The sequence below is a fragment of the Streptomyces lasalocidi genome, from assembly GCF_005280215.1.
Taxonomy (GTDB): domain Bacteria; phylum Actinomycetota; class Actinomycetes; order Streptomycetales; family Streptomycetaceae; genus Streptomyces; species Streptomyces longwoodensis.
Genome location: NZ_SZNQ01000001.1, coordinates 3,127,268 through 3,153,593, shown reverse-complemented (window position 1 = coordinate 3,153,593; position 26,326 = coordinate 3,127,268). Strand labels below are relative to the sequence as shown.

Annotated in this window: 16 protein-coding genes and 3 rRNA genes; 11 read left to right on the top strand and 8 right to left on the bottom strand. The window is 69.9% G+C overall.

What is annotated here, in order from left to right; translation table 11 throughout:
• The first annotated feature begins 106 nt into the window (after positions 1-106).
• From E4U91_RS13965 to rrf, 3 genes are all read left to right on the top strand, one after another.
• A 16S ribosomal RNA gene (locus tag E4U91_RS13965) occupies positions 107-1,632 on the top strand.
• Positions 1,633-1,925: 293 nt separating this feature from the next.
• Positions 1,926-5,047: ribosomal RNA gene (locus E4U91_RS13960) — 23S ribosomal RNA — on the top strand.
• Between the two features lie 93 nt (positions 5,048-5,140).
• Positions 5,141-5,257, top strand: a 5S ribosomal RNA gene (rrf, locus tag E4U91_RS13955).
• Together the 16S, 23S and 5S rRNA genes form the textbook arrangement of a ribosomal RNA operon.
• Before the next feature lie 98 nt (positions 5,258-5,355).
• On the opposite strand, the gene E4U91_RS13950 is transcribed toward rrf, so the two are convergent.
• From E4U91_RS13950 to E4U91_RS13930, 5 genes are read right to left on the bottom strand one after another with little or no spacing between them, the layout of a single operon-like run.
• Complete coding sequence (locus tag E4U91_RS13950; RefSeq protein ID WP_137307161.1) at positions 5,356-6,666, bottom strand: DUF58 domain-containing protein; 1,311 nt, start codon at positions 6,664-6,666, stop codon at positions 5,356-5,358.
• On the bottom strand, positions 6,666-7,655 hold the full coding sequence (locus E4U91_RS13945) for an AAA family ATPase (protein WP_137310811.1): 990 nt from the start codon (positions 7,653-7,655) through the stop codon (positions 6,666-6,668). The genes E4U91_RS13950 and E4U91_RS13945 overlap by 1 nt, the downstream gene beginning before the upstream one ends.
• Positions 7,655-8,851, bottom strand: a complete 1,197-nt coding sequence (locus E4U91_RS13940) for a DUF4350 domain-containing protein (RefSeq protein WP_137307160.1) — start codon at positions 8,849-8,851, stop codon at positions 7,655-7,657. Before E4U91_RS13940 ends, E4U91_RS13945 begins: the two co-directional genes overlap by 1 nt.
• On the bottom strand, positions 8,848-9,633 hold the full coding sequence (locus tag E4U91_RS13935) for a DUF4129 domain-containing protein (RefSeq protein WP_137307159.1): 786 nt from the start codon (positions 9,631-9,633) through the stop codon (positions 8,848-8,850). The genes E4U91_RS13940 and E4U91_RS13935 overlap by 4 nt, the downstream gene beginning before the upstream one ends.
• 4 nt (positions 9,634-9,637) lie before the next feature.
• On the bottom strand, positions 9,638-11,158 hold the full coding sequence (locus tag E4U91_RS13930; protein WP_137307158.1) for a DUF7847 domain-containing protein: 1,521 nt from the start codon (positions 11,156-11,158) through the stop codon (positions 9,638-9,640).
• Positions 11,159-11,298: 140 nt separating this feature from the next.
• Between E4U91_RS13930 and mtnA the strand changes: the two genes are divergently transcribed.
• The 7 genes from mtnA (at position 11,299) to E4U91_RS13890 (ending at position 20,622) form a co-directional block, all read left to right on the top strand.
• Complete coding sequence (gene mtnA / locus E4U91_RS13925) at positions 11,299-12,441, top strand: S-methyl-5-thioribose-1-phosphate isomerase (protein WP_137307157.1); 1,143 nt, start codon at positions 11,299-11,301, stop codon at positions 12,439-12,441.
• Between the two features lie 329 nt (positions 12,442-12,770).
• The gene (gene mtrA / locus E4U91_RS13920; RefSeq protein WP_187281934.1) at positions 12,771-13,460 is read left to right on the top strand and encodes a two-component system response regulator MtrA; all 690 of its coding nucleotides are present in this window, start codon (positions 12,771-12,773) and stop codon (positions 13,458-13,460) included.
• A gap of 1 nt (position 13,461) precedes the next feature.
• On the top strand, positions 13,462-15,630 hold the full coding sequence (gene mtrB / locus E4U91_RS13915; protein ID WP_137307156.1) for an MtrAB system histidine kinase MtrB: 2,169 nt from the start codon (positions 13,462-13,464) through the stop codon (positions 15,628-15,630).
• Positions 15,620-17,461, top strand: coding sequence for an LpqB family beta-propeller domain-containing protein (locus E4U91_RS13910; protein WP_137307155.1), 1,842 nt, complete (start codon positions 15,620-15,622; stop codon positions 17,459-17,461). Before mtrB ends, E4U91_RS13910 begins: the two co-directional genes overlap by 11 nt.
• Positions 17,462-17,583: 122 nt before the next feature.
• Entirely contained in the window at positions 17,584-18,651 is a 1,068-nt protein-coding gene (locus tag E4U91_RS39915; protein ID WP_137310810.1) for a ComF family protein, read from the top strand.
• Positions 18,652-18,968: 317 nt separating this feature from the next.
• Positions 18,969-19,661 carry a ribosome hibernation-promoting factor, HPF/YfiA family gene (gene hpf / locus E4U91_RS13895; protein WP_241678580.1) on the top strand — a complete coding sequence of 231 codons (693 nt, stop codon included), beginning with the start codon at positions 18,969-18,971 and terminating at the stop codon, positions 19,659-19,661.
• A gap of 214 nt (positions 19,662-19,875) precedes the next feature.
• The gene (locus E4U91_RS13890) at positions 19,876-20,622 is read left to right on the top strand and encodes a response regulator (RefSeq protein WP_137307152.1); all 747 of its coding nucleotides are present in this window, start codon (positions 19,876-19,878) and stop codon (positions 20,620-20,622) included.
• 37 nt (positions 20,623-20,659) lie between these two features.
• On the opposite strand, the gene E4U91_RS13885 is transcribed toward E4U91_RS13890, so the two are convergent.
• Together E4U91_RS13885 and E4U91_RS13880 are read right to left on the bottom strand one after the other, a co-directional pair.
• On the bottom strand, positions 20,660-21,832 hold the full coding sequence (locus E4U91_RS13885) for a winged helix-turn-helix domain-containing protein (RefSeq protein ID WP_137307151.1): 1,173 nt from the start codon (positions 21,830-21,832) through the stop codon (positions 20,660-20,662).
• A 67-nt stretch (positions 21,833-21,899) separates the two neighbouring features.
• Positions 21,900-22,478, bottom strand: coding sequence for a GNAT family N-acetyltransferase (locus E4U91_RS13880; RefSeq protein WP_137307150.1), 579 nt, complete (start codon positions 22,476-22,478; stop codon positions 21,900-21,902).
• 277 nt (positions 22,479-22,755) lie between these two features.
• On the opposite strand from E4U91_RS13880, the gene secA reads away from it, so the two are divergent.
• On the top strand, positions 22,756-25,572 hold the full coding sequence (gene secA / locus E4U91_RS13875) for a preprotein translocase subunit SecA (RefSeq protein WP_137307149.1): 2,817 nt from the start codon (positions 22,756-22,758) through the stop codon (positions 25,570-25,572).
• A 106-nt stretch (positions 25,573-25,678) separates the two neighbouring features.
• Here secA and E4U91_RS13870 read toward each other — a convergent pair whose 3' ends face one another.
• Entirely contained in the window at positions 25,679-26,275 is a 597-nt protein-coding gene (locus tag E4U91_RS13870; RefSeq protein WP_137307148.1) for an Rv3235 family protein, read from the bottom strand.
• Positions 26,276-26,326: the final 51 nt, after the last annotated feature.

Here is a 26,326-nt window from a genome sequence, read left to right as displayed (position 1 = left end):
ACGAGGTTCCTTTGAAGAAAACACAGCGAGGACGCTGTGAACCGTTGAGCTTATTCCGCTCGACGGTTCCGCTCTCGTGATGTGTGCACCGGATTACCGGTAAACATTCACGGAGAGTTTGATCCTGGCTCAGGACGAACGCTGGCGGCGTGCTTAACACATGCAAGTCGAACGATGAACCACTTCGGTGGGGATTAGTGGCGAACGGGTGAGTAACACGTGGGCAATCTGCCCTTCACTCTGGGACAAGCCCTGGAAACGGGGTCTAATACCGGATATCACTCTTGCAGGCATCTGTGAGGGTCGAAAGCTCCGGCGGTGAAGGATGAGCCCGCGGCCTATCAGCTTGTTGGTGAGGTAACGGCTCACCAAGGCGACGACGGGTAGCCGGCCTGAGAGGGCGACCGGCCACACTGGGACTGAGACACGGCCCAGACTCCTACGGGAGGCAGCAGTGGGGAATATTGCACAATGGGCGAAAGCCTGATGCAGCGACGCCGCGTGAGGGATGACGGCCTTCGGGTTGTAAACCTCTTTCAGCAGGGAAGAAGCGAAAGTGACGGTACCTGCAGAAGAAGCGCCGGCTAACTACGTGCCAGCAGCCGCGGTAATACGTAGGGCGCAAGCGTTGTCCGGAATTATTGGGCGTAAAGAGCTCGTAGGCGGCTTGTCACGTCGGGTGTGAAAGCCCGGGGCTTAACCCCGGGTCTGCATTCGATACGGGCTAGCTAGAGTGTGGTAGGGGAGATCGGAATTCCTGGTGTAGCGGTGAAATGCGCAGATATCAGGAGGAACACCGGTGGCGAAGGCGGATCTCTGGGCCATTACTGACGCTGAGGAGCGAAAGCGTGGGGAGCGAACAGGATTAGATACCCTGGTAGTCCACGCCGTAAACGGTGGGAACTAGGTGTTGGCGACATTCCACGTCGTCGGTGCCGCAGCTAACGCATTAAGTTCCCCGCCTGGGGAGTACGGCCGCAAGGCTAAAACTCAAAGGAATTGACGGGGGCCCGCACAAGCAGCGGAGCATGTGGCTTAATTCGACGCAACGCGAAGAACCTTACCAAGGCTTGACATACACCGGAAACGTCTGGAGACAGGCGCCCCCTTGTGGTCGGTGTACAGGTGGTGCATGGCTGTCGTCAGCTCGTGTCGTGAGATGTTGGGTTAAGTCCCGCAACGAGCGCAACCCTTGTCCTGTGTTGCCAGCATGCCCTTCGGGGTGATGGGGACTCACAGGAGACCGCCGGGGTCAACTCGGAGGAAGGTGGGGACGACGTCAAGTCATCATGCCCCTTATGTCTTGGGCTGCACACGTGCTACAATGGCCGGTACAATGAGCTGCGATACCGTGAGGTGGAGCGAATCTCAAAAAGCCGGTCTCAGTTCGGATTGGGGTCTGCAACTCGACCCCATGAAGTCGGAGTTGCTAGTAATCGCAGATCAGCATTGCTGCGGTGAATACGTTCCCGGGCCTTGTACACACCGCCCGTCACGTCACGAAAGTTGGTAACACCCGAAGCCGGTGGCCCAACCCCTTGTGGGAGGGAGCCGTCGAAGGTGGGACTAGCGATTGGGACGAAGTCGTAACAAGGTAGCCGTACCGGAAGGTGCGGCTGGATCACCTCCTTTCTAAGGAGCACTTCTAGGCCGCTTCGCGGTCCAGAGGCCAGTACATCGGCGAATGTCCGGTGCTGGTTGCTCATGGGTGGAACGTTGATTATTCGGCACGGTCTGGAAGTCTCCTGTTAGTACTGCTTCGGCGTGGAACGCAGGGAGGACGGAAGGATCGGGTCGGGCACGCTGTTGGGTGTCTGAGGGAATGAACTTCCTCAGTCGCCGGCCCCAGTGAACTCCGGAGTGATCCGGGGGTGATGGGTGGCTGGTCGTTGTTTGAGAACTGCACAGTGGACGCGAGCATCTGTGGCCAAGTTTTTAAGGGCGCACGGTGGATGCCTTGGCACCAGGAACCGATGAAGGACGTGGGAGGCCGCGATAGTCCCCGGGGAGCCGTCAACCAGGCTTTGATCCGGGGGTTTCCGAATGGGGAAACCCGGCAGTCGTCATGGGCTGTCACCCACTGCTGAACACATAGGCAGTGTGGAGGGAACGAGGGGAAGTGAAACATCTCAGTACCCTCAGGAAGAGAAAACAACCGTGATTCCGGGAGTAGTGGCGAGCGAAACTGGATGAGGCCAAACCGTATGCGTGTGAGACCCGGCAGGGGTTGCGCATACGGGGTTGTGGGATCTCTCTTTCACAGTCTGCCGGCTGTGAGGCGAGTCAGAAACCGTTGATGTAGACGAAGGACATGCGAAAGGTCCGGCGTAGAGGGTAAGACCCCCGTAGTCGAAACGTCAGCGGCTCGTTTGAGAGACACCCAAGTAGCACGGGGCCCGAGAAATCCCGTGTGAATCTGGCGGGACCACCCGCTAAGCCTAAATATTCCCTGGTGACCGATAGCGGATAGTACCGTGAGGGAATGGTGAAAAGTACCCCGGGAGGGGAGTGAAATAGTACCTGAAACCGTGTGCCTACAAGCCGTGGGAGCGTCGGAGTGGAGCTTGCTCCATTCTCGTGACTGCGTGCCTTTTGAAGAATGAGCCTGCGAGTTTGCGGTGTGTTGCGAGGTTAACCCGGGTGGGGTAGCCGTAGCGAAAGCGAGTCCGAACAGGGCGTTTCAGTAGCACGCTCAAGACCCGAAGCGGAGTGATCTAGCCATGGGCAGGTTGAAGCGGAGGTAAGACTTCGTGGAGGACCGAACCCACCAGGGTTGAAAACCTGGGGGATGACCTGTGGTTAGGGGTGAAAGGCCAATCAAACTCCGTGATAGCTGGTTCTCCCCGAAATGCATTTAGGTGCAGCGTCGTGTGTTTCTTGCCGGAGGTAGAGCACTGGATAGGCGATGGGCCCTACCGGGTTACTGACCTTAGCCAAACTCCGAATGCCGGTAAGTGAGAGCGCGGCAGTGAGACTGTGGGGGATAAGCTCCATGGTCGAGAGGGAAACAGCCCAGAGCATCGACTAAGGCCCCTAAGCGTACGCTAAGTGGGAAAGGATGTGGAGTCGCAGAGACAACCAGGAGGTTGGCTTAGAAGCAGCCACCCTTGAAAGAGTGCGTAATAGCTCACTGGTCTAGTGATTCCGCGCCGACAATGTAGCGGGGCTCAAGCGTACCGCCGAAGTCGTGTCATTGCAGCATATACGGCCAACGCCGGCTGTGATGGGTAGGGGAGCGTCGTCTGCCGGGTGAAGCGGCACTGGAAGGTAGTCGTGGACGGTTGACGAGTGAGAATGCAGGCATGAGTAGCGATACACACGTGAGAAACGTGTGCGCCGATTGACTAAGGGTTCCTGGGTCAAGCTGATCTGCCCAGGGTAAGTCGGGACCTAAGGCGAGGCCGACAGGCGTAGTCGATGGATAACCGGTTGATATTCCGGTACCCGCTGTGAAGCGTCAAACATCGAATCCAGTGATGCTAAGGCCGTGAAGCCGCCCTGATCTCTTCGGAGTTGAGGGGAGTGGTGGAGCCGCTGACCCGATCTGGTAGTAGGTGAGTGATGGGGTGACGCAGGAAGGTAGTCCAGCCCGGGCGGTGGTTGTCCCGGGGTAAGGGTGTAGGCCGTGATCCAGGCAAATCCGGATCACACGAGGCTGAGACCTGATGCCGAGCCGATTGTGGTGAAGTGGATGATCCTATGCTGTCGAGAAAAGCCTCTAGCGAGTTTCATGGCGGCCCGTACCCTAAACCGACTCAGGTGGTCAGGTAGAGAATACCGAGGCGTTCGGGTGAACTATGGTTAAGGAACTCGGCAAAATGCCCCCGTAACTTCGGGAGAAGGGGGGCCACATCCGGTGATGAGTCTTGCACTCTGAGCTGGGGGTGGCCGCAGAGACCAGCGAGAAGCGACTGTTTACTAAAAACACAGGTCCGTGCGAAGCCGTAAGGCGATGTATACGGACTGACGCCTGCCCGGTGCTGGAACGTTAAGGGGACCGGTTAGCTCCATTTCGGTGGGGCGAAGCTGAGAACTTAAGCGCCAGTAAACGGCGGTGGTAACTATAACCATCCTAAGGTAGCGAAATTCCTTGTCGGGTAAGTTCCGACCTGCACGAATGGCGTAACGACTTCTCGACTGTCTCAACCATAGGCCCGGTGAAATTGCACTACGAGTAAAGATGCTCGTTTCGCGCAGCAGGACGGAAAGACCCCGGGACCTTTACTACAGTTTGATATTGGTGTTCGGTTCGGCTTGTGTAGGATAGCTGGGAGACTTTGAAGCGGCCACGCCAGTGGTTGTGGAGTCGTCGTTGAAATACCAGTCTGGTCGTGCTGGATGTCTAACCTGGGTCCGTGATCCGGATCAGGGACAGTGTCTGATGGGTAGTTTAACTGGGGCGGTTGCCTCCTAAAGGGTAACGGAGGCGCCCAAAGGTTCCCTCAGCCTGGTTGGCAATCAGGTGTTGAGTGTAAGTGCACAAGGGAGCTTGACTGTGAGACCGACGGGTCGAGCAGGGACGAAAGTCGGGACTAGTGATCCGGCGGTGGCTTGTGGAAGCGCCGTCGCTCAACGGATAAAAGGTACCCCGGGGATAACAGGCTGATCTTCCCCAAGAGTCCATATCGACGGGATGGTTTGGCACCTCGATGTCGGCTCGTCGCATCCTGGGGCTGGAGTCGGTCCCAAGGGTTGGGCTGTTCGCCCATTAAAGCGGTACGCGAGCTGGGTTTAGAACGTCGTGAGACAGTTCGGTCCCTATCCGCTGTGCGCGTAGGAGTCTTGAGAAGGGCTGTCCCTAGTACGAGAGGACCGGGACGGACGAACCTCTGGTGTGCCAGTTGTCCTGCCAAGGGCATGGCTGGTTGGCTACGTTCGGGAGGGATAACCGCTGAAAGCATCTAAGCGGGAAGCCTGCTTCGAGATGAGGACTCCCACCCACTTGATGGGGTAAGGCTCCCAGTAGACGACTGGGTTGATAGGCCGGATCTGGAAGCACGGTAACGTGTGGAGGTGACCGGTACTAATAGGCCGAGGGCTTGTCCTCAGTTGCTCGCGTCCACTGTGTTGGTTCTGAAACCACGAACAGCCCCATGCCCGTAAGGGTGTGGTGCGGCATTGTTCGACAGTTTCATAGTGTTTCGGTGGTCATAGCGTAGGGGAAACGCCCGGTTACATTTCGAACCCGGAAGCTAAGCCTTACAGCGCCGATGGTACTGCAGGGGGGACCCTGTGGGAGAGTAGGACACCGCCGAACAATTCTTACAAGAAAAGCCCCGTGCCATTCGGCACGGGGCTTTTCTGTGTTCAACCCAATCATTGAGGGGCCCTTGGCAGAGGGCCCCTTTTTTGCGTTCAGAGTCGTCCCGCTGCCTTCAGTTCCAGGTAGGCGTCCGCCAGCGCCGGCGGCAGCTCGTCCGGGGTCGCGTCCACCACGGTGACGCCGTGGCGGCGCAGTTGCTGGGCCGTGCGGTGTCGTTCTGCTTGGGCCTGGGCTGCTGCCGCGGCCTCGTAGACGGCGTCGACGGAGCCGCGGGACGTCGACATGCGGGCGATGTGCGGGTCGGCCACGGACGCCACCACCACGGTGTGGCGTCGGGTGAGCTGCGGGAGGACCGGCAGCAAGCCCTCTTCGACCGGGGCTGCGTCGAGGGTGGTGAGCAGGACGATCAGTGAGCGGCGTGGTGCCGTGCGCAGGGCGGTGGCGGTGAGGCCGCGGGCGTCCGTTTCGATGAGGGCGGGCTCGAGGCCGGCCATCGCGTCGACGAGGGACGGGAGGACGTCGCGCCCGGTGCGGCCCTGGACGAGGGCGCGCACGCGGCGGTCGTAGGCGAGGAGGTCGACGCGGTCGCCGGCGCGGGAGGCGAGGGCGGCCAGGAGGAGGGCCGCGTCAAGGGCGGCGTCCAGGCGGGGGGCGTCGCCGACGCGGCCGGCCGAGGTTCGGCCGGTGTCGAGGACCAGGAGGATGTGCCGGTCGCGTTCGGGGCGCCAGGTGCGGACGGCCAGCGCGGACTGGCGGGCGGTGGCGCGCCAGTCGATGGAGCGGGTGTCGTCGCCGGGGACGTACTCGCGCAGGCTGTCGAACTCGGTGCCTTCGCCGCGGGTGAGGACGCTGGTGCGGCCGTCGAGTTCGCGCAGGCGGGCCAGTTTCGAGGGGAGGTGCTTGCGGCTGGTGAAGGGCGGCAGGACGCGGACCGTCCAGGGGACCCGGTGCGTGCCCTGGCGGGCGAACAGGCCGAGGGGGCCGTAGGAGCGGAGGGTCACGCGGTCGGCGTGGCGGTCGCCGCGGCGGGTGGGGCGCAGGCGGGTGGTGACGCGGCGGCGTTCGCCCGCGGGGACCGTGACGCGATGGCGGGACGCCTCGATCTCCGTGCCGGGCTGCCAGCTGCTGGGCGGCCACGCGTCGCGCAGGCGGACGCGCAGGGGGCGGCCGGTCGGGTTGGTGATCGTGAGGGTGACGTCCGCGGTCTCGCCGAGGCGTACGGCGGTGTCGCCGGAGCGGGTCAGCAGCAGGCGGCGTACGGGCGCGGCGAGGGCGTAGTCGCAGGCGCAGGCGAGGGCCAGCGGGGCGTTGACGGCGAGCAGGCCGGTCCAGCCGGTGTCCCAGATGCCTACGGGCAGGGAGCCGAGGGCCGCGAGGAGGGCGGTGCGTCCGGTGAGCGCCATCAGCGGGGGACGGGGACGTGGGTGAGGATCGCGTTGATGACGGAGTCGGCGGTCACGCCTTCCATCTCGGCCTCTGGGCGGAGCTGGACGCGGTGGCGCAGGGTAGGCAGCGCGAGGGCCTTGACGTCGTCGGGGATGACGTAGTCGCGGCCGGTGAGCCACGCCCACGCGCGCGAGGCGGCGAGGAGGGCCGTGGCGCCGCGCGGGGACACGCCGAGGGTGAGGGAGGGCGACTCGCGGGTGGCGCGGCAGATGTCGACGACGTAGGCCGTGATGTCGGGGGAGACGGTGGTCTTGGCGACGGCGGCGCGGGCGGCGTCGAGGTCGGCGGCGGTGGCGACGGGGCGTACGCCGGCGGCGTGCAGGTCGCGCGGGTTGAAGCCCTCGGCGTGGCGGGTGAGGACGTCGATCTCCTCCTGGCGGGAGGGGAGTGGGATTGTCAGCTTGAGCAGGAACCGGTCGAGTTGGGCTTCGGGGAGGGGATAGGTGCCCTCGTACTCGACGGGGTTCTGGGTGGCGGCGACGAGGAACGGGTCGGGGAGCGGGCGGGGGGTGCCGTCCACGGTGACCTGGCGTTCTTCCATGGCTTCGAGGAGGGACGACTGGGTCTTGGGCGGGGTGCGGTTGATCTCGTCGGCGAGGAGGAGGTGGGTGAAGACCGGGCCGGGCTGGAAGGAGAACTCGGCGGTGCGGGCGTCGTAGACGAGGGAGCCGGTGACGTCGCTCGGCATGAGGTCGGGGGTGAACTGGACGCGTTTGGTGTCGAGTTCGAGTGCGGCGGCGAGGGCGCGCACGAGGAGGGTCTTGGCGACTCCGGGGACGCCTTCGAGCAGGACGTGTCCGCGGCACAGCAGGGCGACGACGAGGCCGGTGACGGCGGGGTCCTGGCCGACCACGGCCTTGGCGATCTCGGCGCGCAGGGCTTCGAGGGCGGCCCGGGCGCGGTCCGGGTCCCCGGTGAGCCCGGCGTTGTCAGTGGTCGGGTCCATCATGGACGGCGTACCTCTCTTTCGAGGGCGTCGAGTCGGTCGGCGAGGGAGACGAGGTCGGCGTCGTCGCTGGGCGGCGGGCCGAAGAGGAGGGAGTGCAGGGGGCGTCCGTCGCCGTGGAGGTGGGCGGACAGCGCGGGGACGAGCGCCTCGGGTGTGTGGGCCTGGGCGACGGGGATGCCGACGAGGGGGGCGAGGCGGGTGCGGGTGGTGGAGCGGAGAGCGGCGGCGGCGCGGTCGCCGGCGTTCGCCTTGCGGTAGAGGCGGGCGCGGCCTTCGACGGTCTCGGAGGCGCGGATCGCGACGGGGAGTTGTTCGGGGACGAGCGGGCCGAGTCGGCGTGCCCGCCACAGGGCGGCGAGGGCTGCCGCGACGAAGAGTTGCAGGGTGCCCCAGAGCCAGCCGGACGGGACGAGGTCGAAGAAGCTCTTCTCGTCCTCGGGGCCGGTGGCGGTGGTGTCGGAGAGGGAGGGGAGGTACCAGACCAGATGGGGGCGGGAGCCGAGGAGTTGGAGGGCGAGCGAGGCGTTGCCCTGTTCGTCGAGGCGTTCGTTGAGCAGGATGTCGGGGCCGCCGAGGAGGACCGTGTCGCCCTGCCCCGCGGTGTCGGGGAGGCGCAGCAGGGTGGGCAGGCGGGAGCTGGGGTAGCACTCGTCGGCGTCGGGGCGGGTGCTGGTGTAGCGGATGCCGCCGGTGTCGGCGGGGCCGGCGCGCCGGGCGGCGGGCAGGTCGCAGCCGGGGTCGAGGGTGGAGTCGCGGCTGGTGGCGGGGTCCGCGGTGACCCCGGGGGCGAGCGTGCCGACGGACCAGCCGCCGGCGGCGACGAGGACGGTGCGGCCGCCGGAGCCGGTGGTGGCGGAGTGCAGCAGCCTCTGCTGGCGCTCCGTCAGCCGGTCGGGCACGGCGACCAGGAGCGTGGTGTCGGGGCCGGTCGCGGCGCGGGCCTCGGCCAGGGTGGTGACGAGGCGGGTGGTCACGCCCCGGTCGGCGAGGAGTGCGGTGACGGCCCGGCTGCCGAGGGGGTCGGCGGAGCGCGGGTCGAGCTCGCCGTGCCGGGCGTCGGAGCGGACGGTGGCGACCGTGACGGCCCCGGCGAGGAGCACCAGCAGGGCGAGGGCGATGCCCCGCGAGCGGGTCCACAGCTGTCGGGCCGTGGGCGAGACCGACGTGGACGGGAGCGTGGCCTCGGTGGTCATCGGTCGGTCCCCTCGCGCGTGGGGTGGGCCGTGGGGGCGGTGCTGCTGTGGGTGAGCTGGGGCCTGGTGCGCTCCAGGTCGTGGTCGAGTGCGGCGAGGCGGTGGTACGTCTGCTCGGTCGCCGCGCGGCCGCCGTACGTCACGTCGTCGAAGTCGCGGGCGGCGGCGCGCAGCCGGTCGATGTGGGCGGGCAGGGTGCGGCCCGCTTCGGCGGCGGCCTCGTCGGCGGTGCGGCCGGGGCGGGTGTCGAGGAGGGCGCGTTCCTCCAGGGAGCGGACGAGGGCGCGCATGCGTTCCTGGACGGCCTGGTTCCAGTGGCCCTGGGCGGCGTGCGCCTCGGCGGCCGCGCGGTGGGCGGCGGCGCTGCGGGGGCGGTCGTCGAACAGGGCGGCGGTGGAGGCGGGTGCGCGGTGCGGGGTGCCGAGGCGCCACCACAGCGCGGCCACGACGGCGACGACCGCGAGCACGATCACGGCCAGGCCGAGCGCGCCGCCCGGGGTGGCGCCGGAGGCGGCGGTGAGCAGGTCGTCCAGCCAGTCCCAGAAGGTGTCGAGGGCGCGCTCGACCAGGCCGGGGTCGTGCTCGTGGTACAGCCGCTCGGCCAGCTCGCGCCGGGCCGCCTCGCGCGCGGGGTCCCTCGGGACGGTGAGCGGCGGCCCGTCGTCGCCGGCCCGCAGCAGGCGGGAGGCGTCGTCGGCGCGCAGCACGGTCCGCAGGGCGGCGCCGGTGGCGCGGGACAGCGGCGCCGGGTCCGCGGTGAGGACTCCCCCCGTCACGCTCACCGCATCAGCTCCCGGGGGTAGGGCCGGGGGCGGGGGCGGCGTAGCCCGGGACACCGGCCGCGCGGGCCAGGTCGAGGTCGAGGGCTTCGCGGCGGATCCGCTGGTCGATGTACAGGAGCACGGTGACGCCCGCCGTGATCGGGAAGGTGATCATGGAGCCGATCACCGAGCCGACCCCGCTGATGACGAGGTACGTCCAGCCCAGGTCGCCGCCGGACTCGACGAAGCCGTGGAAGCCGCCGTCGCCCGCGAGGGCGCCGACGACGGCGAACGGGACGACCACGATCGCCGAGATCACGTTGGCGATGATGGCGGCGAGCAGCTGGATGCCGAACACCCGCCACCAGGAGCCGCTGACGAGCTTGGTGGAGCGGCTCATGGCCTTGCGGATGCCCTGCTTCTCCAGCATGAGCGCGGGCGAGGCCAGGGAGAGGCGCACGAACAGCCAGACGATGACGACGAAGGCGGCGAGCACGCCGAGGACGGCGATCGCGGCGCCCGCGTCACCGGCGCCGGCCACCGCCAGCAGGATGCCGGGCAGCACGCCGACGCCGCCGATGCCCACCGCGATGAGCAGCAGCAGGAGGATCAGGCCGAACAGCCCAGGGATCCGCGGGCGGGCGTCCCGCCAGGCCTCGCCGAGGGCGACCTCCTTGCCCAGGACGGCGCGGCTGGTGACGGCGGTGAGCAGGGCGGTGGCGATGACCGTGCCGACGAGGGTGACCAGGAAGATCGCGCCGGAGCTGATCATGCTGTCGCGCAGGGCGTCGATCTGCTCGTCGGTGGTGGCGCTGGTGTCGCCGAGGGCCGACGAGCTCACCGCGTCCTGCAGGACTAGGCCCTGGAGCAGGACGACGAGGGTCTCGGTGACGACGGCGACGGTCAGGGAGATGCCGAGGACCGTGCGCCAGTAGGTGCGCATGGTGGACACCGCGCCGTCGAGGATCTCGCCGACGCCGAGCGGACGCAGCGGGATGACACCGGGCTTCGCGGCGGGCGGCGGACCGCCCAAGCCCGCGCCCCAGCCGCCGCCCCAGCCGGGATGGCCGTGCTGGCCGTGCGGGGGCTGGGGGCCGCCGTAGCCGCCGGTGGGAGGCGGGCCGCCGTAGCCGCCCGGGGGGACGGGGCCGGTCCAGCCGCCGGGGGTGCCGGGGCCGCCGGCCGGCGGGTGGGTACCCCAGCCCTGGCCGGCGCCGGGCGCCGGAGCGGGGGGCGGCGGGGGTGCCTGGCCGGAGCCCTGCGGGCCCGAGGGGGCGGACCACTGGGCCGGGGGCGGCTGCTCCTTGGACCACTTCGGGCCGGGGGACTGCGGGGCCGGCTCCGCGGCGGCGGCCTGAGGGGCGGGCTCGCTGCTCTCGGGCGCCGTGCTCGGGGCCTGCCCGGTGCTCGCCGGCCGGGCGGCCTCGGGCGGGCCGTCGGCGCGTGGGCTCGGGTGGCCGGTGGGCTCGGCAGGAGCCGGTGCGGCCGGTTCCTGCCCGTCGGACGGGGCGGATCCGGGCGAGGCCCAGCCCGGAGTGTCGTTCATCGTCGCTCCTTCACGGTGCCCGTCCGCGGTCGCGGCGGAAGGTTGGGAGCCATCGTGCCATGGGGTGGTCATCGGCCGACCGGCCGCGGTAGGGGCTGCCTACCTTCAATTGTCTGCCGGAAAAGGGGCAGACTGACCGCATGGCTGATCAGTACGCGCACCATGGCGAGGACAAGCCGCCCACCGACATCCCGGCGATCCGATGGGAGGAGCCACCCGAAGGCCCCGTACTGGTCCTCCTCGACCAGACGAGGCTCCCGGTCGAGGAGGTCGAACTCGTCTGCACGGACGCCTCCGCGCTGGTCGAGGCGATCCGTACGCTCGCGGTGCGCGGGGCGCCGCTGCTCGGCGTCGCCGGGGCGTACGGCGTCGCGCTCGCCGCCGCGCGCGGCTTCGACGTGGACGAGGCCGCGACCGCGCTGGCCGGCGCCCGGCCGACCGCGGTGAACCTGTCCGTCGGCGTGGAGCGCGCCCGGGCGGCGTACCGGGCTGCCCTGGCCGACTCCACGGACCCGCAGCAGGCCGCCGCGGCGACGCTGGCCGCGGCGCGGCAGCTGCACCGGGAGGACGCCGAGGCCAGTGTCCGCATGGCGCGGCACGGGCTGGCCCTCCTGGACGAGCTGCTGCCCGGCGGCGGCCACCGGGTCCTGACCCACTGCAACACCGGGGCGCTGGTCTCCGGCGGTGAGGGCACGGCGTTCGCGGTGGCCCTCGAGGCGCACCGGGCGGGGCAGCTGCGGCGGCTGTGGGTGGACGAGACGCGCCCCCTGCTGCAGGGCGCCCGGCTCACGGCGTACGAGGCGGCGCGCAACGGGATGGCGTACACGCTGCTCACGGACAACGCGGCGGGGTCGCTGTTCTCGGCCGGCGAGGTGGACGCCGTGCTGGTCGGCGCGGACCGCATCGCGGCCGACGGGTCGGTGGCGAACAAGGTGGGGACGTACCCGCTCGCCGTGCTCGCCCGCTATCACCACGTGCCGTTCATCGTGGTGGCGCCGGTGACGACCCTCGACCCGCACACCCCCGACGGGGCGTCGATCGAGGTGGAGCAGCGTCCCGGCTACGAGGTGACCGAGTTCTCCGCGCCGCAGGTGCCGGTCATGGGGGCGGGCGGCGGTGTCGCGGTGGCGCCGCTGGGGACGCAGGCGTACAACCCGGCGTTCGACCTGACCCCGCCGGAGCTGATCACGGCGATCGTCACCGAGGAGGGAGTCGTGTCGCCGGTGACGGCGGAGGCTCTGGCGGACCTGTACGCCCGGTCGCGGCAGGTGTCGGGCGGCTGACGGGTCTGACGGGCCTGTCCGGCCGACGGCCTCGGGGAAGCGCCTGCCTGTCCAGGCGTGGCCGCTCCCCGGGGCCTTATGTCGTCTTGCGCGAGGGCGGGCGGTGACGGCCGTGCTCGCGCGGCACCGTGGGGGACCGTGCGGGACGGGTGCGGGGTCCAGCCGGTTTTCGGCCGTCCTGCGGTGGCGTCGACCCGTGTCCCGCCCGGGTCGTGGGGGTGTCGAGGGCACCGTCCGGGACGAGGGCAGACAGTGACGGCTCGCTGCGGCTAAGGTCACAGGCCAGTGACCTCGCTCACCAGCGCCACCGTCACTGTTATGAGAATGGGATGATGTCGTTTATGAAGGGACGAGTCCTTGTCGTCGACGACGACACCGCACTGGCCGAGATGCTCGGCATTGTGCTGCGTGGTGAAGGTTTTGAGCCGTCTTTCGTAGCCGACGGCGACAAGGCGCTGGCCGCGTTCCGTGAAGCCAAGCCCGACCTGGTGCTGCTGGACCTCATGCTGCCCGGCCGGGACGGCATCGAGGTGTGCCGCCTGATCAGGGCGGAGTCCGGCGTGCCGATCGTGATGCTCACGGCCAAGAGCGACACCGTCGACGTCGTCGTGGGCCTGGAGTCGGGCGCCGACGACTACATCGTGAAGCCGTTCAAGCCGAAGGAGCTGGTCGCCCGCATACGGGCCCGGCTGCGGAGGTCCGAGGAGCCCGCGCCCGAGCAGCTCGCCATCGGCGACCTGGTCATCGACGTCGCCGGGCACTCCGTGAAACGGGAGGGGCAGTCGATCGCGCTGACCCCGCTGGAGTTCGACCTGCTGGTCGCCCTGGCGCGCAAGCCGTGGCAGGTCTTCACGCGCGAGGTGCTCCTCGAGCAGGTCTGGGGCTACCGGCACGCCGCCGACACCCGCCTGGTCAACGTGCACGTGCAGCGGCTGCGCTCCAAGGTCGAGAAGGACCCGGAGCGCCCGGAGATCGTGGTGACCGTCCGTGGTGTCGGGTACAAGGCAGGACCGAGCTGACATGTCCGGTGACAGTGCCGCTTCGGCGCCCGGCCGGTCCGGGGCCCGCCCGGAGCGGCCTGTCGGCCGCAAGCCCCTGCGGGAGCGCTGGGCGAGCCTCGTGCACGGCGGGTCGTTCCAGGGCGGGGTGCAGGGCAGCCCGGTCCTGAGGCTCCTGCTGCGCTGGATACGCAGGCCGCTGCTGCCGCTCATGCGGCTGTGGCGGCGCAACATCCAGCTCAAGGTCGTCGCCACCACGCTGCTGATGTCGCTGGGCGTCGTCCTGCTGCTGGGCTTCGTCGTCATCGGGCAGGTGCGCAACGGACTGCTCGACGCCAAGGTCAAGGCGTCGCAGAGCCAGGCCACCGGCGGCTTCGCGGTGGCCAAGCAGAAGGCCGACGAGGCCGCGAGCGCCGGCGCCGACGACGGCACCCCCGCCGACCAGCGCGCCTCCCAGAACGTCATCGAATGGATGAGCGAACTGGTGTCGTCGCTGTCCAGCGGCGGCCAGGGCGCCTTCGACGTCGTCACCCTGCCCCCCGGCGACGACAGCGGCGGCGGACGCGGACCCCGCGCCTCCGGCGGCGTCGACCCCAACAAGAGCGTCCCCGAGGACCTGCGCGCCCGCGTCAACACCGGCAGCAGCGCCGCCCAGAGCTACACCCGCATCCGCTACAGCAACGGCGACACGGAGTCCCAGCCCGCGCTCGTCATCGGCAAGCGGGTCAACGACCCCAACGGCGACCCCTACGAGCTGTACTACCTCTTCCCGCTCACCCAGGAGGAGAAGTCCCTCAGCCTCGTCAAGGGCACCCTCGCCACCGCCGGGCTCTTCGTCGTCGTGCTCCTCGGGGCGATCGCCTGGCTCGTCGTACGGCAGGTCGTCACCCCGGTGCGGATGGCCGCCGGCATCGCCGAGCGGCTCTCCGCCGGGCGCCTCCAGGAACGCATGAAGGTCACCGGCGAGGACGACATCGCCCGCCTCGGCGAGGCCTTCAACAAGATGGCGCAGAACCTCCAGCTGAAGATCCAGCAGCTCGAGGACCTGTCACGGATGCAGCGACGGTTCGTCTCCGACGTCTCCCACGAGCTGCGCACCCCGTTGACCACCGTGCGCATGGCCGCCGACGTCATCCACGAGGCCCGCGCGGACTTCGACCCCGTCACCGCCCGCTCCGCGGAACTCCTCGCCGACCAGCTCGACCGGTTCGAGTCCCTGCTCGCCGACCTGCTGGAGATCAGCCGCTTCGACGCCGGCGCCGCCTCCCTGGAGGCCGAACCGATCGACCTGCGCGACGTCGTACGCCGCGTCGTCGACGGCGCGGCGCCCCTCGCCGAACGCAAGGGCACGGCGATACGGGTCGTCGGCGACCAGCAGCCCGTGGTCGCCGAGGCCGACGCCCGGCGCGTCGAACGCGTGCTGCGCAACCTCGTCGTCAACGCCGTCGAACACGGCGAGGGCAAGGACGTCATCGTCAAGCTCGCCTCGGCCCAGGGCGCCGTCGCCGTCGCCGTACGCGACTACGGGGTCGGCCTCAAGCCCGGCGAGGCCACGCGCGTGTTCAGCCGCTTCTGGCGCGCCGACCCGGCACGCGCGCGTACCACCGGCGGCACCGGCCTCGGCCTGTCCATCGCCCTGGAGGACGCGCGGCTGCACGGCGGCTGGCTGCAGGCCTGGGGCGAACCCGGTGGCGGCTCGCAGTTCCGGCTGACGCTCCCGCGCACCGCCGACGAACCGCTGCGCGGCTCGCCGATACCCCTGGAGCCCAAGGACTCCCGCCGTAACCGCGGCCTCAACGACGCCGGGCTGCCCCGGGGGAGCGGCGAGAAGAGCGCCACCGTGCCGCTCCAGCCCGCCGGTGAGCCCCGGTCGGGTGCCCGGGCCCCCATCACCCCCAGGGCCACCGCCGCGGCCCCCACGGCCGATCCCACGGCCCTGCCGGGCAACGGCGCACGCGTGGTCGCGCGACCCGCGGCAGTACCCCCGCGACGCGCGGACGAGACCGCAGGTGCGGGAAAGCCGCAGCCGCAGCCGTCCGGTGCGCGGTGGCAGGACGACGGTGCCCGGTCCGGCGCACGTCGGCAGGGGGACGCGTCCGCCGCGGGCGGGGCGCGTGCGGAGAGCTCCGGGCGGGTGGACGCGGGAGCGGACGGTTCGGACGATCAGGGGGAGGCGTTTCGTGGGCGCTGAGCGCGAGGGGGACACGCGCACGCGGCGCGGACGCGGGCGGGCGACGGCGTACGCCGCGTGCGGGGTCGTACTGCTGGCCGGGTGCGCCTCGATGCCCGACAACGGCGACCTGCGGGGCGTGGAATCCACCCCCCGCCAGGAGACCCAGGTCCGCGTGTTCGCGATGCCGCCCCGCGAGGACGCGCCGCCCTCCGAGATCGTCCAGGGCTTCCTCGAGGCGCTGACCAGCGACGACCCCACCTTCTCCACCGCACGGCAGTACCTCACCCCGCAAGCCGCGCGCACCTGGCAGCCCGAGCAGTCCACGACCGTGCTCGCCGACGGGCCCGAAGCCGAGGCCGACCGCTCCGGCGGCCGCGTCGAAGGCGGCGACTTCTCCTTCACGCTCACCGGCACGCGCGTGGCGACCGTCGACGGACAGCAGTCGTACAGCCCCGCCGACGGCAACTACGGGCAGATCGTGCACCTCGTGCGCGACAAGAAGTCCGAACAGTGGCGCATCGACGCCCTGCCCCAAGGCGTCGTCATGGGCACATCGGACTTCGAGCGCAACTACATGTCCGTCAACAAGTACTACTTCGCGTCCACCACCACGACCGTGGGCTCCACGCGCCGGCCCGCCGCCGTCGCCGACCCCGTCTACGTGCGCGAACGCGTCGACCCCACCACCCAGGTCGTCCGCTCCCTGCTCGGCGGGCCCACCAGCTGGCTGCGCCCCGTCGTGCGCTCCAGCTTCCCCACCGGCACCGAGCTGGCGAAGGGCGTCACCGCGCTGACGCCCGACGACCAGAACAAGCTGACCGTGCCGCTCAACGACAAGGCCGAGAACGTCGGCCACGCCAAGTGCGACGAGATGGCCGCCCAGCTGCTGTTCACCCTGCAGAGCCTCACCCCGGTCGTCGAGGAGGTCGAACTGCGCGCCGGTGACACCCGGCTGTGCTCGCTCAGCGAGAACCGCTCCGCGACCGTCGCCGCGCGGGGCTCCGAGGACCACCCCGGCTACCTGTATTACATCGACGGCGAACACCGGCTCGCACGGATGAGCAGCGGCGAGGACGCCAACCCCGACCCCGTGCCCGGCGCGCTCGGCGACGGCACCAAGGCACTGCGCTCCGTCGCCGTCGCGCACGACGAGCACATGGCCGCCGGCGTCACCATCGACGGCAAGACGCTCTACGTCGGCTCCATGGTCACCGGCAGCTCCCTCGGCGAACCGGTGCTGCGCAGCACCGGCGCGACCGAGAGTGACCGGCTCACCGCACCCAGCTGGGACGGACAGGGCGACCTGTGGGTGGCCGACCGCAACCCCGACGCACCACGTCTGCTGCTGCTCCAGAAGGGCGGCGGCACCCCGGTCGTCGTGCGCACGCCCAGCCTGGACGGGCGGATCAACGCCGTCCGGGTGGCCGCCGACGGGGTGCGGATCGCGCTCGTGGTGGAGAAGGACGGCAAGCAGACGCTGCTGATCGGGCGGATCGAGCGCGACCAGAAGCCCGGCGAACAGCAGCCGTCCGTGTCGGTCCAGGAACTGCGCTCCGCCACACCGGAGTTGGAGCAGGTGACGGCCGTGTCGTGGGCCGGGGACAGCCGGCTCGTGGTCGTCGGGCGGGAGTCCGGCGGGGTCGAGCAGGTGCAGTACGTCCAGTCCGACGGCTCCGTCCCCGAGGCGGGCACGCTGCCTGGCCTGACCGAGGTGCAGAGCATCGCGGCGTCCGAGGACAGTGAGGCCCCGCTGTTCGCCACGTCCAAGAACGGCCTGCTGTGGCTCCCCGGCGGCAGCGGCTGGCGCACGCTGAAGGAGACGGCTTCGGCGGTGTTCTACCCCGGGTGATCACAGCCCGACGATGACTGCGTGCGAGCCCTCCTGATGGTTGTCCACAGGAGGGCTCGACCGTTTTCCACAGGGTCGGGCGGGCTCCCGGAGGACTTGGCACAGTGGTCCTCGTGGACGGTGTGCGGGGCTGGTGGCGGGAGTTCGGGGACCTGGTCCTGCCGACCGGGTGCGCCGGGTGCGGACGGGCTCGGGGGGTGCTCTGCGCCGGGTGCCGGGAGGCGCTCGGCGGGGCCGTGCCGCGGCGGGTGCGGCCGGTGCCCGAGCCTCCGGGCCTGCCGGCCGTCTTCGCGGCGGCGCCGTACGGGGACGCGGTGCGGGCCGTGCTGCTGGCGCACAAGGAGCGCGGTGCGCTGGGGCTGGGGCGGGAGTTGGGGGTGGCGTTGGCGGGGGCGGTGTGGGTGGGGGTGGAAGAGGGCCCCACCCCGGCCGCGTTGCCCCTTCCCCGCCCTCGCCCTCTCCCTCCTCCTCGTCCCCTCCCCCTCCCCCTCCCCCTCCTCCTCGTCCCCGTCCCCTCCGCCCCCGCCGCCGTTCGCTCCCGTGGGCACGACCCCACGCGTCGTATCGCGCTCGCCGCGGCCGGGGTGCTGCGGCGGGCCGGGAGGCCGGCGCGGGTTGCGGCGGTGTTGCGGCAGGGGCGGCGGGTGTCGGACCAGGCGGGGCTCGATTCGCGGCAGCGGCGGGAGAACCTGCGGGGCGCGCTGGTGGTGGTGCCGGGCGGGGCGCGGGTGCTCGCGGATGGGCCGGTGGTGCTCGTGGACGACCTGATGACGACGGGCGCGTCCCTGGCGGAGGCGGCCCGGGCCGTGCGGGAAGCGGTGAACGCGGTGAACGGGGTGAACGGGGTGAACGGGGTGCACGCGGTGAACGCGGTGCACGCGACCAACACCGGCGTGTACCCCGATCAGCGGGGCTCGTCACCTTCTGGGAGGGCCGTGCGGCGGGGGTCCGGAGGAAGTGTGCGGGGAGGCATCGGGTGGGGGACGGCGGGGAAGAGTGGCGGTGGCGGGGGCGTGACGGTGGAAGGAAGCCGTCGGACCGACGGGGACGCGGACCGCGAGGCGGGATCCGCGGGAGGGACGAGTGCTGATGGCGGGCCTCCCCGGGTACTCGGGGGACGGACCGGAGGAGTGCTCTGCGCGGCGGTGGTCGCCGCGTCGGCGGATTCCTTCGGAATGAGCAGGAACTGAGTGTTAACTCGCGTCGTTGCAGGTAATGAGAGGGTCAATTCACCTGAACGGAGGTACGCGTCAGTAGAGGGTGACGACATCCGTCCGGGCGAGATATGTTCAGTTGTGAGGGAAAGCCGCAGGCCAGACCTCACTTATCCGAATGCGGTGCTGTGGTTTTTCGCGCAATCACCCGCCGCACCGAGGATGGACATCGCGCCCGCGGGGGAGGAGGAGGTGGACGTCACCGAGTCCGAGGTTCCGGGGCTCTCCGGGACCTGGTGCAAAAGGGAGATGCTCCGCCGGTGAAGCGGAGCGATCCGGGAACGGAGTTCTGCGTGGACATCGTCGTCAAGGGCCGCAAGACCGAGGTGCCCGAGCGGTTCCGCAAGCACGTGGCCGAGAAGCTGAAGCTGGAGAAGATCCAGAAGCTCGATGGCAAGGTGATCAGCCTCGACGTCGAGGTGTCCAAGGAGCCGAACCCCCGACAGGCCGACCGGTGCGACCGAGTGGAGATCACGCTCCGCTCCCGCGGTCCGGTGATCCGGGCGGAGGCGGCGGCCAGTGACCCGTACGCGGCACTCGACCTGGCGGCGGAGAAGCTGGACGCCCAGCTGCGCAAGCAGCACGACAAGCGGTACACGCGGCGCGGCACACGCCGGATCTCGGCGGCGGAGGTCGCCGACCACGTCCCGGGCGTGGCCACCCTCGACAGCAACGGCCAGGCGGTCGGGTCCGACGAGTCCGAGGGCGTGCCCACCAAGAAGATCGGTTCCCTCGAGGTGCAGGGCGACGGCCCGCTGGTGGTCCGGGAGAAGACCCACGTGGCCGCCGCGATGACCCTCGACCAGGCTCTCTACGAGATGGAGCTGGTCGGTCACGACTTCTACCTGTTCGTCGACTCCGAGACCAAGGAGCCGAGCGTCGTCTACCGGCGGCACGCGTACGACTACGGCGTGATCCACCTGAGGACGGACACGATGGTCACCCAGGGCAACTCCGCCGAGTCGGGTGACACGCTGGGCGGCTGACCCGCGTCGCCGACGGTCCGGCCGGTGCCCCTGGAGCGCGTGTGCGCCCCCAGGGGCACCCTCGTGCGACGCCGTGCGACCCCATCGCGCACCGTTGCGTCACCGCGTTGTCGTCCGGGCATGGAATCATGACCCGAGCGGCCCAACCGGTGGGTCGCTGCCTTGGGTTGGCGACGGCACAGGACCACGGCCACAGCCTTCAGGGGGAGGAACGATGGCGGACAGCTTCGGACCGATGCGGGACGGGGGCGCCGGCGACGGCGTCGTCGGCATGGGCCCGGAGGCGGGCACTTCGCGTGGGGAGCCGATCCGGGTTCTCGTCGTGGACGACCACGCCTTGTTCCGTCGCGGTCTGGAGATCGTGCTGGCGGCCGAGGAGGACATCCAGGTCGTCGGTGAGGCGGGGGACGGTGCCGAGGCCGTGGACAAGGCGGCCGACCTGCTGCCCGACATCGTGCTGATGGACGTCCGGATGCCCAAGCGGGGCGGTATCGAGGCGTGCACGTCCATCAAGGAGGTGGCCCCCAGCGCGAAGATCATCATGTTGACGATCAGCGACGAGGAGGCCGATCTCTATGACGCGATCAAGGCGGGCGCGACGGGTTATCTCCTGAAGGAGATTTCCACCGACGAGGTGGCGACCGCGATTCGCGCGGTGGCCGACGGGCAGTCGCAGATCAGTCCGTCCATGGCGTCGAAACTGCTCACCGAGTTCAAGTCGATGATCCAGCGGACCGACGAGCGCCGGCTGGTGCCGGCGCCGCGGCTGACGGACCGTGAGCTGGAAGTGCTGAAGCTCGTGGCGACCGGAATGAACAACCGGGACATCGCCAAGGAGTTGTTCATCTCCGAGAACACCGTGAAGAACCATGTGCGCAACATCCTGGAGAAGTTGCAGCTGCACTCCAGGATGGAGGCCGTGGTGTACGCGATGCGGGAGAAGATCCTCGAGATCCGCTGAGGTCCTCGCGGATCGGGCCGGTCCTTCGCGCGGCCGGTCAGGCCAGCAGGCGGGCGAGTTCCGTGGTGAGGGGCTCGCGCAGTTCCGGGGCGTCGACGCGTTCCACGCGGACGTCCGTGCAGTCGACCCAGCCGGCCGCCTCCACGAGGGCCTGGGCGACGGCGGGGACGGCCTTGCGGTGGTCCAGGGTGATCTGCCGGGCGACGAGGGTCCTGCCCTCGCGGGCCGGGTCGACGCGTCCCACGAGCCGGCCGCCGGCCAGCACCGGCATGGCGAAGTAGCCGTGGATCCGCTTGGGCTTGGGGACGTAGGCCTCCAGGCGGTGGGTGAAGCCGAAGATCCGCTCGGTGCGGGCGCGTTCCCAGATGAGGGAGTCGAACGGCGACAGCAGGGTCGTGCGGTGGCGGCCGCGCGGCGGTGCGGCGAGGGCGGCCGGGTCGGCCCAGGCGGGCTTCCCCCAGCCGTGCACGGTGACGGGGACCAGGCCGGAGTCGGCGATCACGGCGTCCACCTGCTCGGTCTTGAGGCGGTGGTAGTCGGCGAGGTCCGCGCGGGTGCCGACGCCGAGGGACTGGCCGGCCAGGTGGACCAGGCGGCGCAGGCACTCGGCGTCGTCGAGGTCGTCGTGCAGCAGGTGGGCGGGGACGGCGCGCTCGGCGAGGTCGTAGACGCGCTTCCAGCCGCGGCGTTCGACGCAGACGACCTCGCCGTACATGAGGGCGCGCTCCACGGCGACCTTGGTGCCGGACCAGTCCCACCACTCGCTGGTGCGCTTGGCGCCGCCGAGCTCGGTGGCGGTGAGGGGGCCCTCGGTGCGCAGCTGCTTGATGACCTGGTCGTACACGCCGTCCGGGAGGGTGTGGTGCCAGTGCGGGCGGTGGCGGTAGGCGCGGCGGCGGAACGCGAAGTGGGGCCACTCCTCGATGGGGAGGATGCACGCGGCGTGCGACCAGTACTCGAAGGCGTGGGTGTCGGTCCAGTAGGCCTGCTCCACGGTGGTGCGGCCGACGGCGCCGAGGCGGGCGTAGGGGATGAGTTCGTGGCTGCGGGCCAGGACGGAGATGGTGTCGAGCTGGACCGCGCCCAGGTGGCGGAGGACGCCGCGGACGCCTGCCTTGCGGTCGGGGCTGCCGAGGAAGCCCTGGGCGCGGAGGGCGATGCGGCGGGCGTCGTCCGCGGAGAGCTCGGTCTGGGGGCGCGGGGTGGTCATGGCTCGCACGATAGGCGCCGGCACTGACACCCGGGGGTGAGCTGCGGGTTTTTCTTCTCGGTGCGGTTCAGTTCGGGGCGGGCCGGTGCGGCAGGTAGGGCGTCGCGGGCGGCAGGCCGAGGTCGGCGGGCAGGAGGGAGGCGAGCCAGCAGTCGCGGCGGGTGCCCCTGTGGTCGAGGGCCGCGCGCAGGGTGCCCTCGAAGGTGAAGCCGGCCCGGTGGGCGACGGCGCGCGAGGCGGTGTTGCCGACTTCGGCGTGCCATTCGAGGCGGTCGACGGCGAGGGCGGTGAAGGCCCAGCGGGCGGCGGTCAGGGTGGCCTCGGTGGTGTAGCCGCGGCCGCGGTGCTCCTTGGCGGTCCAGAAGCCGACCTCGGCGGTGCCGGGGGCGCGCCGGGTGAGGCTGAGGGCACCGGTGAGGGTGCGGTCGGGCAGGAAGACGCCGAAGGTGAACATGGTGTCGCTGGCCCAGCCGTCGGGGACCAGCCGCTCGGTGAAGGCACGCGCGTGTGCGGGGAGGTAGGGCGAGGGGATCGTCGTCCAGCGCTGGACGTCCGGGTCCTGGGCCGCCGTGTGCACCGCGTCGGTGTCGCGGGGGGTGAGCGCGTCGAGGACGAGGCGGTCCGAGGTCAGGGTGACGGGGTCCATCGGGTGATTGTGGTGGGTGGGGCGCCGGTGCGTCACCTCCTTGCGGGCGGTGAGGGAGTGATCACGATTCGCGCACGTTCGTCCGGTGGGGGCGGCACCATCCGGGGGCCCCGGCCGTTGTTCGGGGTGAAGGACATCCGACCAGCGGGCGCGCACCGGTGTGCGGTCCCCGGCACGGCAGGCCTCCCGGCGTGGCGGGGTCCTCGCATACGATGGCCGTTGCTCAGTCCGTCACCACCGACCGTCCCAGGCCCGACCGGCAAGGAGACCAACCCCCGTGTCCGTCCTCTCGAAGATCATGCGTGCAGGCGAAGGCAAGATCCTGCGCAAGCTGCACCGCATCGCGGACCAGGTCAACTCCATCGAAGAGGACTTCGTCGGCCTCTCCGACGCCGAGCTGCGGGCCCTCACCGATGAGTACAAGCAGCGGTACGCCGACGGGGAGAGCCTGGACGACCTGCTGCCCGAGGCGTTCGCCACGGTGCGCGAGGCGGCCAAGCGCGTCCTCGGCCAGCGGCACTACGACGTGCAGCTGATGGGCGGTGCCGCGCTGCACCTCGGCTACGTGGCCGAGATGAAGACCGGTGAGGGCAAGACCCTGGTCGGCACGCTGCCCGCGTACCTGAACGCGTTGTCGGGTGACGGCGTCCACCTCATCACGGTGAACGACTACCTGGCCGAGCGCGACTCGGAGATGATGGGCCGCGTCCACAAGTTCCTGGGCCTGGACGTCGGCTGCATCCTCGCCAACATGACGCCTGCGCAGCGCCGCGAGCAGTACGCCTGCGACATCACGTACGGCACGAACAACGAGTTCGGTTTCGACTACCTGCGCGACAACATGGCGTGGGCGAAGGACGAACTCGTGCAGCGCGGCCACAACTTCGCGATCGTCGACGAGGTGGACTCCATCCTCATCGACGAGGCGCGCACGCCGCTGATCATCTCGGGCCCGGCGGACCAGGCCACGAAGTGGTACGGCGACTTCGCCAAGCTGGTCACGCGGCTCAAGCGCGGTGAGGCGGGCAACCCGCTCAAGGGCGTCGAGGAGACCGGCGACTACGAGGTCGACGAGAAGAAGCGCACGGTCGCGATCCACGAGTCGGGTGTCAGCAAGGTCGAGGACTGGCTGGGCATCGACAACCTCTACGAGTCGGTCAACACGCCGCTGGTGGGCTACCTGAACAACGCCATCAAGGCGAAGGAGCTCTTCAAGAAGGACAAGGACTACGTCGTCATCGACGGCGAGGTCATGATCGTCGACGAGCACACCGGCCGCATCCTCGCCGGCCGCCGCTACAACGAGGGCATGCACCAGGCGATCGAGGCGAAGGAAGGGGTGGACATCAAGGACGAGAACCAGACGCTCGCCACGATCACCCTGCAGAACTTCTTCCGCCTCTACAAGAAGCTGTCCGGCATGACCGGTACGGCGATGACCGAGGCCGCCGAGTTCCACCAGATCTACAAGCTCGGCGTGGTCCCGATCCCGACGAACAAGCCGATGGTCCGCAAGGACCAGTCGGACCTGATCTACCGGACCGAGGTCGCCAAGTTCGAGGCGGTAGTCGACGACATCGCCGAGAAGCACGAGAAGGGCCAGCCGATCCTGGTCGGCACGACCTCGGTCGAGAAGTCGGAATACCTCTCGCAGCAGCTGAGCAAGCGCGGCATCCAGCACGAGGTGCTGAACGCCAAGCAGCACGAGCGCGAGGCGCAGATCGTCGCGCAGGCGGGCCGCAAGGGCGCCGTGACGGTGGCGACGAACATGGCCGGCCGTGGTACGGACATCAAGCTCGGCGGCAACCCCGAGGACCTCGCGGAGGCGGAGCTGCGCCAGCGCGGCCTGGACCCGGAGGAGCACATCGAGGAGTGGGCCGCGGCGCTGCCCGCCGCCCTGGAGCGGGCCGAGCAGGCCGTCAAGGCGGAGAAGGACGAGGTCGAGTCGTTCGGCGGGCTGTACGTGCTGGGCACCGAGCGGCACGAGTCGCGCCGCATCGACAACCAGCTGCGCGGTCGTTCCGGCCGTCAGGGCGACCCGGGCGAGTCCCGTTTCTACCTGTCGCTGGGCGACGACCTGATGCGGCTGTTCAAGGCGCAGATGGTCGAGCGCGTGATGTCGATGGCGAACGTCCCGGACGACGTGCCGATCGAGAACAAGATGGTCACGCGTGCGATCGCGTCCGCGCAGTCGCAGGTCGAGCAGCAGAACTTCGAGACCCGCAAGAACGTCCTGAAGTACGACGAGGTGCTCAACCGCCAGCGTGAGGTCATCTACGGAGAGCGCCGCCGCGTCCTGGAGGGCGAGGACCTGCAGGAGCAGATCCAGCACTTCATGGACGACACGATCGACGCGTACGTGCAGGCCGAGACCTCCGAGGGCTTCCCTGAGGACTGGGACCTGGACCGGCTGTGGGGCGCGTTCAAGCAGCTCTACCCGGTGAAGGTCACCATCGAGGAGCTGGAGGAGGCGGCGGGCGACCGGGCCGGTCTGACCGCCGAGTTCATCGCCGAGTCCATCAAGGACGACATCACCCAGCAGTACGAGGCGCGTGAGGCGCAGCTCGGCTCGGAGATCATGCGTGAGCTGGAGCGCCGGGTCGTGCTGTCGGTCCTGGACCGCAAGTGGCGCGAGCACCTCTACGAGATGGACTACCTCCAGGAGGGCATCGGCCTGCGCGCGATGGCGCAGAAGGACCCGCTGGTGGAGTACCAGCGCGAGGGCTTCGACATGTTCCAGGCCATGATGGACGGCATCAAGGAGGAGTCCGTCGGCTACCTGTTCAACCTGGAGGTCCAGGTCGAGCAGCAGGTCGAGGAGGTCCCGGTCGAGGACGCCAAGCCGGTGGCCGACCTGGAGAAGCAGGACTCCGTGCCGGCGCAGGCGGGCGCGCGTCCGGAGATCCGCGCCAAGGGCCTGGACGTGCCGCAGCGGCGCAACCTCCACTTCTCGGCGCCGACCGTGGACGGCGAGGGCGGCACCATCGAGGGTGACTTCGCCGGTGACGAGGAGCCGGTGCGCTCCGAGGCCGACGGGCTGACCCGTGCGGAGCGCCGCAAGCAGTCGCGGGGCGGCCGCCGCCGCAAGAAGTAGCCGGGCCGGGCAGTCGGCGCAGGTTCCGTGAGGGCCGGTCACCCCAGGGGGTGGCCGGCCCTTCGGCGTGCCGTGCCGGGCCGGTGGGCGGGTGCGGGCGGCTCGGTCAGTCGTCCTCGGGGCGTGGGCGGGGGCCGCCTAGTTCCACGGCCGTGCAGCGCCAGCGGTGGTCCGTGCCGCGTTCCAGGCGGAAGGCCATGGCGCGCAGCCGGTCGCCAGCGCGGATGCGGGCGAAGGCCTCGATGGTGCCGGGGCGGACCTCGTAGTGGCCGATGTCGCGGACGACGGGGCGGGCGCCGCGCAGGGTGCGCAGCGGGCCGTGCTCGGCGAGGCGGACCAGGTCGTCGTAGGCGCGGCCGAGGGTGTGGCGGAGCATCGCGTGCACGGGCCGGCGGCCGCTGAGGACGGCGAGGAGGCGCTCGGCGAAGACATCGGTGGCGGTGGGCTGCGCAGGCGCTCCCTGCCCCGCCGGGACGGCCCCCGAGGCCCGCGTGACGGTGCCGGGGCGGTTGTCGGCCGGGCGGGTGCGGTGGGTGGTGCCGGGGCCGGCCGGTGGGCGGCCCCCGGCGGTCGTGCGGGCGGTGCCGCCGCTCGGTGTGCGCGGTGGGGCGCCGCCGGGGCGGCCGGAGTCGCGGCGGGCCGGCGGACGGGCGGCCGCCCGCGGGGCGGGGCGGCGCTGGCTCCTGGTCATGACCTTGTTCATGTGATCCCCGTGATCTGGTGCGCGAGGGAAACTCGGCGCAATCCGGTCGGT

What these genes read in the sequence shown, in the direction of transcription:
- E4U91_RS13945 (WP_137310811.1), bottom strand. Translation starts at nt 7,655, where the DNA reads ATGGACCCGACCACTGACAACGCCGGGCTCACCGGGGACCCGGACCGC.
- mtrB (WP_137307156.1), top strand. Translation starts at nt 13,462, where the DNA reads ATGTCCGGTGACAGTGCCGCTTCGGCGCCCGGCCGGTCCGGGGCCCGC.
- E4U91_RS13885 (WP_137307151.1), bottom strand. Translation starts at nt 21,832, where the DNA reads ATGACCACCCCGCGCCCCCAGACCGAGCTCTCCGCGGACGACGCCCGC.
- E4U91_RS13950 (WP_137307161.1), bottom strand. Translation starts at nt 6,666, where the DNA reads ATGGCGCTCACCGGACGCACCGCCCTCCTCGCGGCCCTCGGCTCCCTG.
- E4U91_RS13940 (WP_137307160.1), bottom strand. Translation starts at nt 8,851, where the DNA reads ATGACCACCGAGGCCACGCTCCCGTCCACGTCGGTCTCGCCCACGGCC.
- mtnA (WP_137307157.1), top strand. Translation starts at nt 11,299, where the DNA reads ATGGCTGATCAGTACGCGCACCATGGCGAGGACAAGCCGCCCACCGAC.
- E4U91_RS13870 (WP_137307148.1), bottom strand. Translation starts at nt 26,275, where the DNA reads ATGAACAAGGTCATGACCAGGAGCCAGCGCCGCCCCGCCCCGCGGGCG.
- mtrA (WP_187281934.1), top strand. Translation starts at nt 12,771, where the DNA reads ATGATGTCGTTTATGAAGGGACGAGTCCTTGTCGTCGACGACGACACC.
- E4U91_RS13890 (WP_137307152.1), top strand. Translation starts at nt 19,876, where the DNA reads ATGGCGGACAGCTTCGGACCGATGCGGGACGGGGGCGCCGGCGACGGC.
- E4U91_RS13880 (WP_137307150.1), bottom strand. Translation starts at nt 22,478, where the DNA reads ATGGACCCCGTCACCCTGACCTCGGACCGCCTCGTCCTCGACGCGCTC.
- E4U91_RS13930 (WP_137307158.1), bottom strand. Translation starts at nt 11,158, where the DNA reads ATGAACGACACTCCGGGCTGGGCCTCGCCCGGATCCGCCCCGTCCGAC.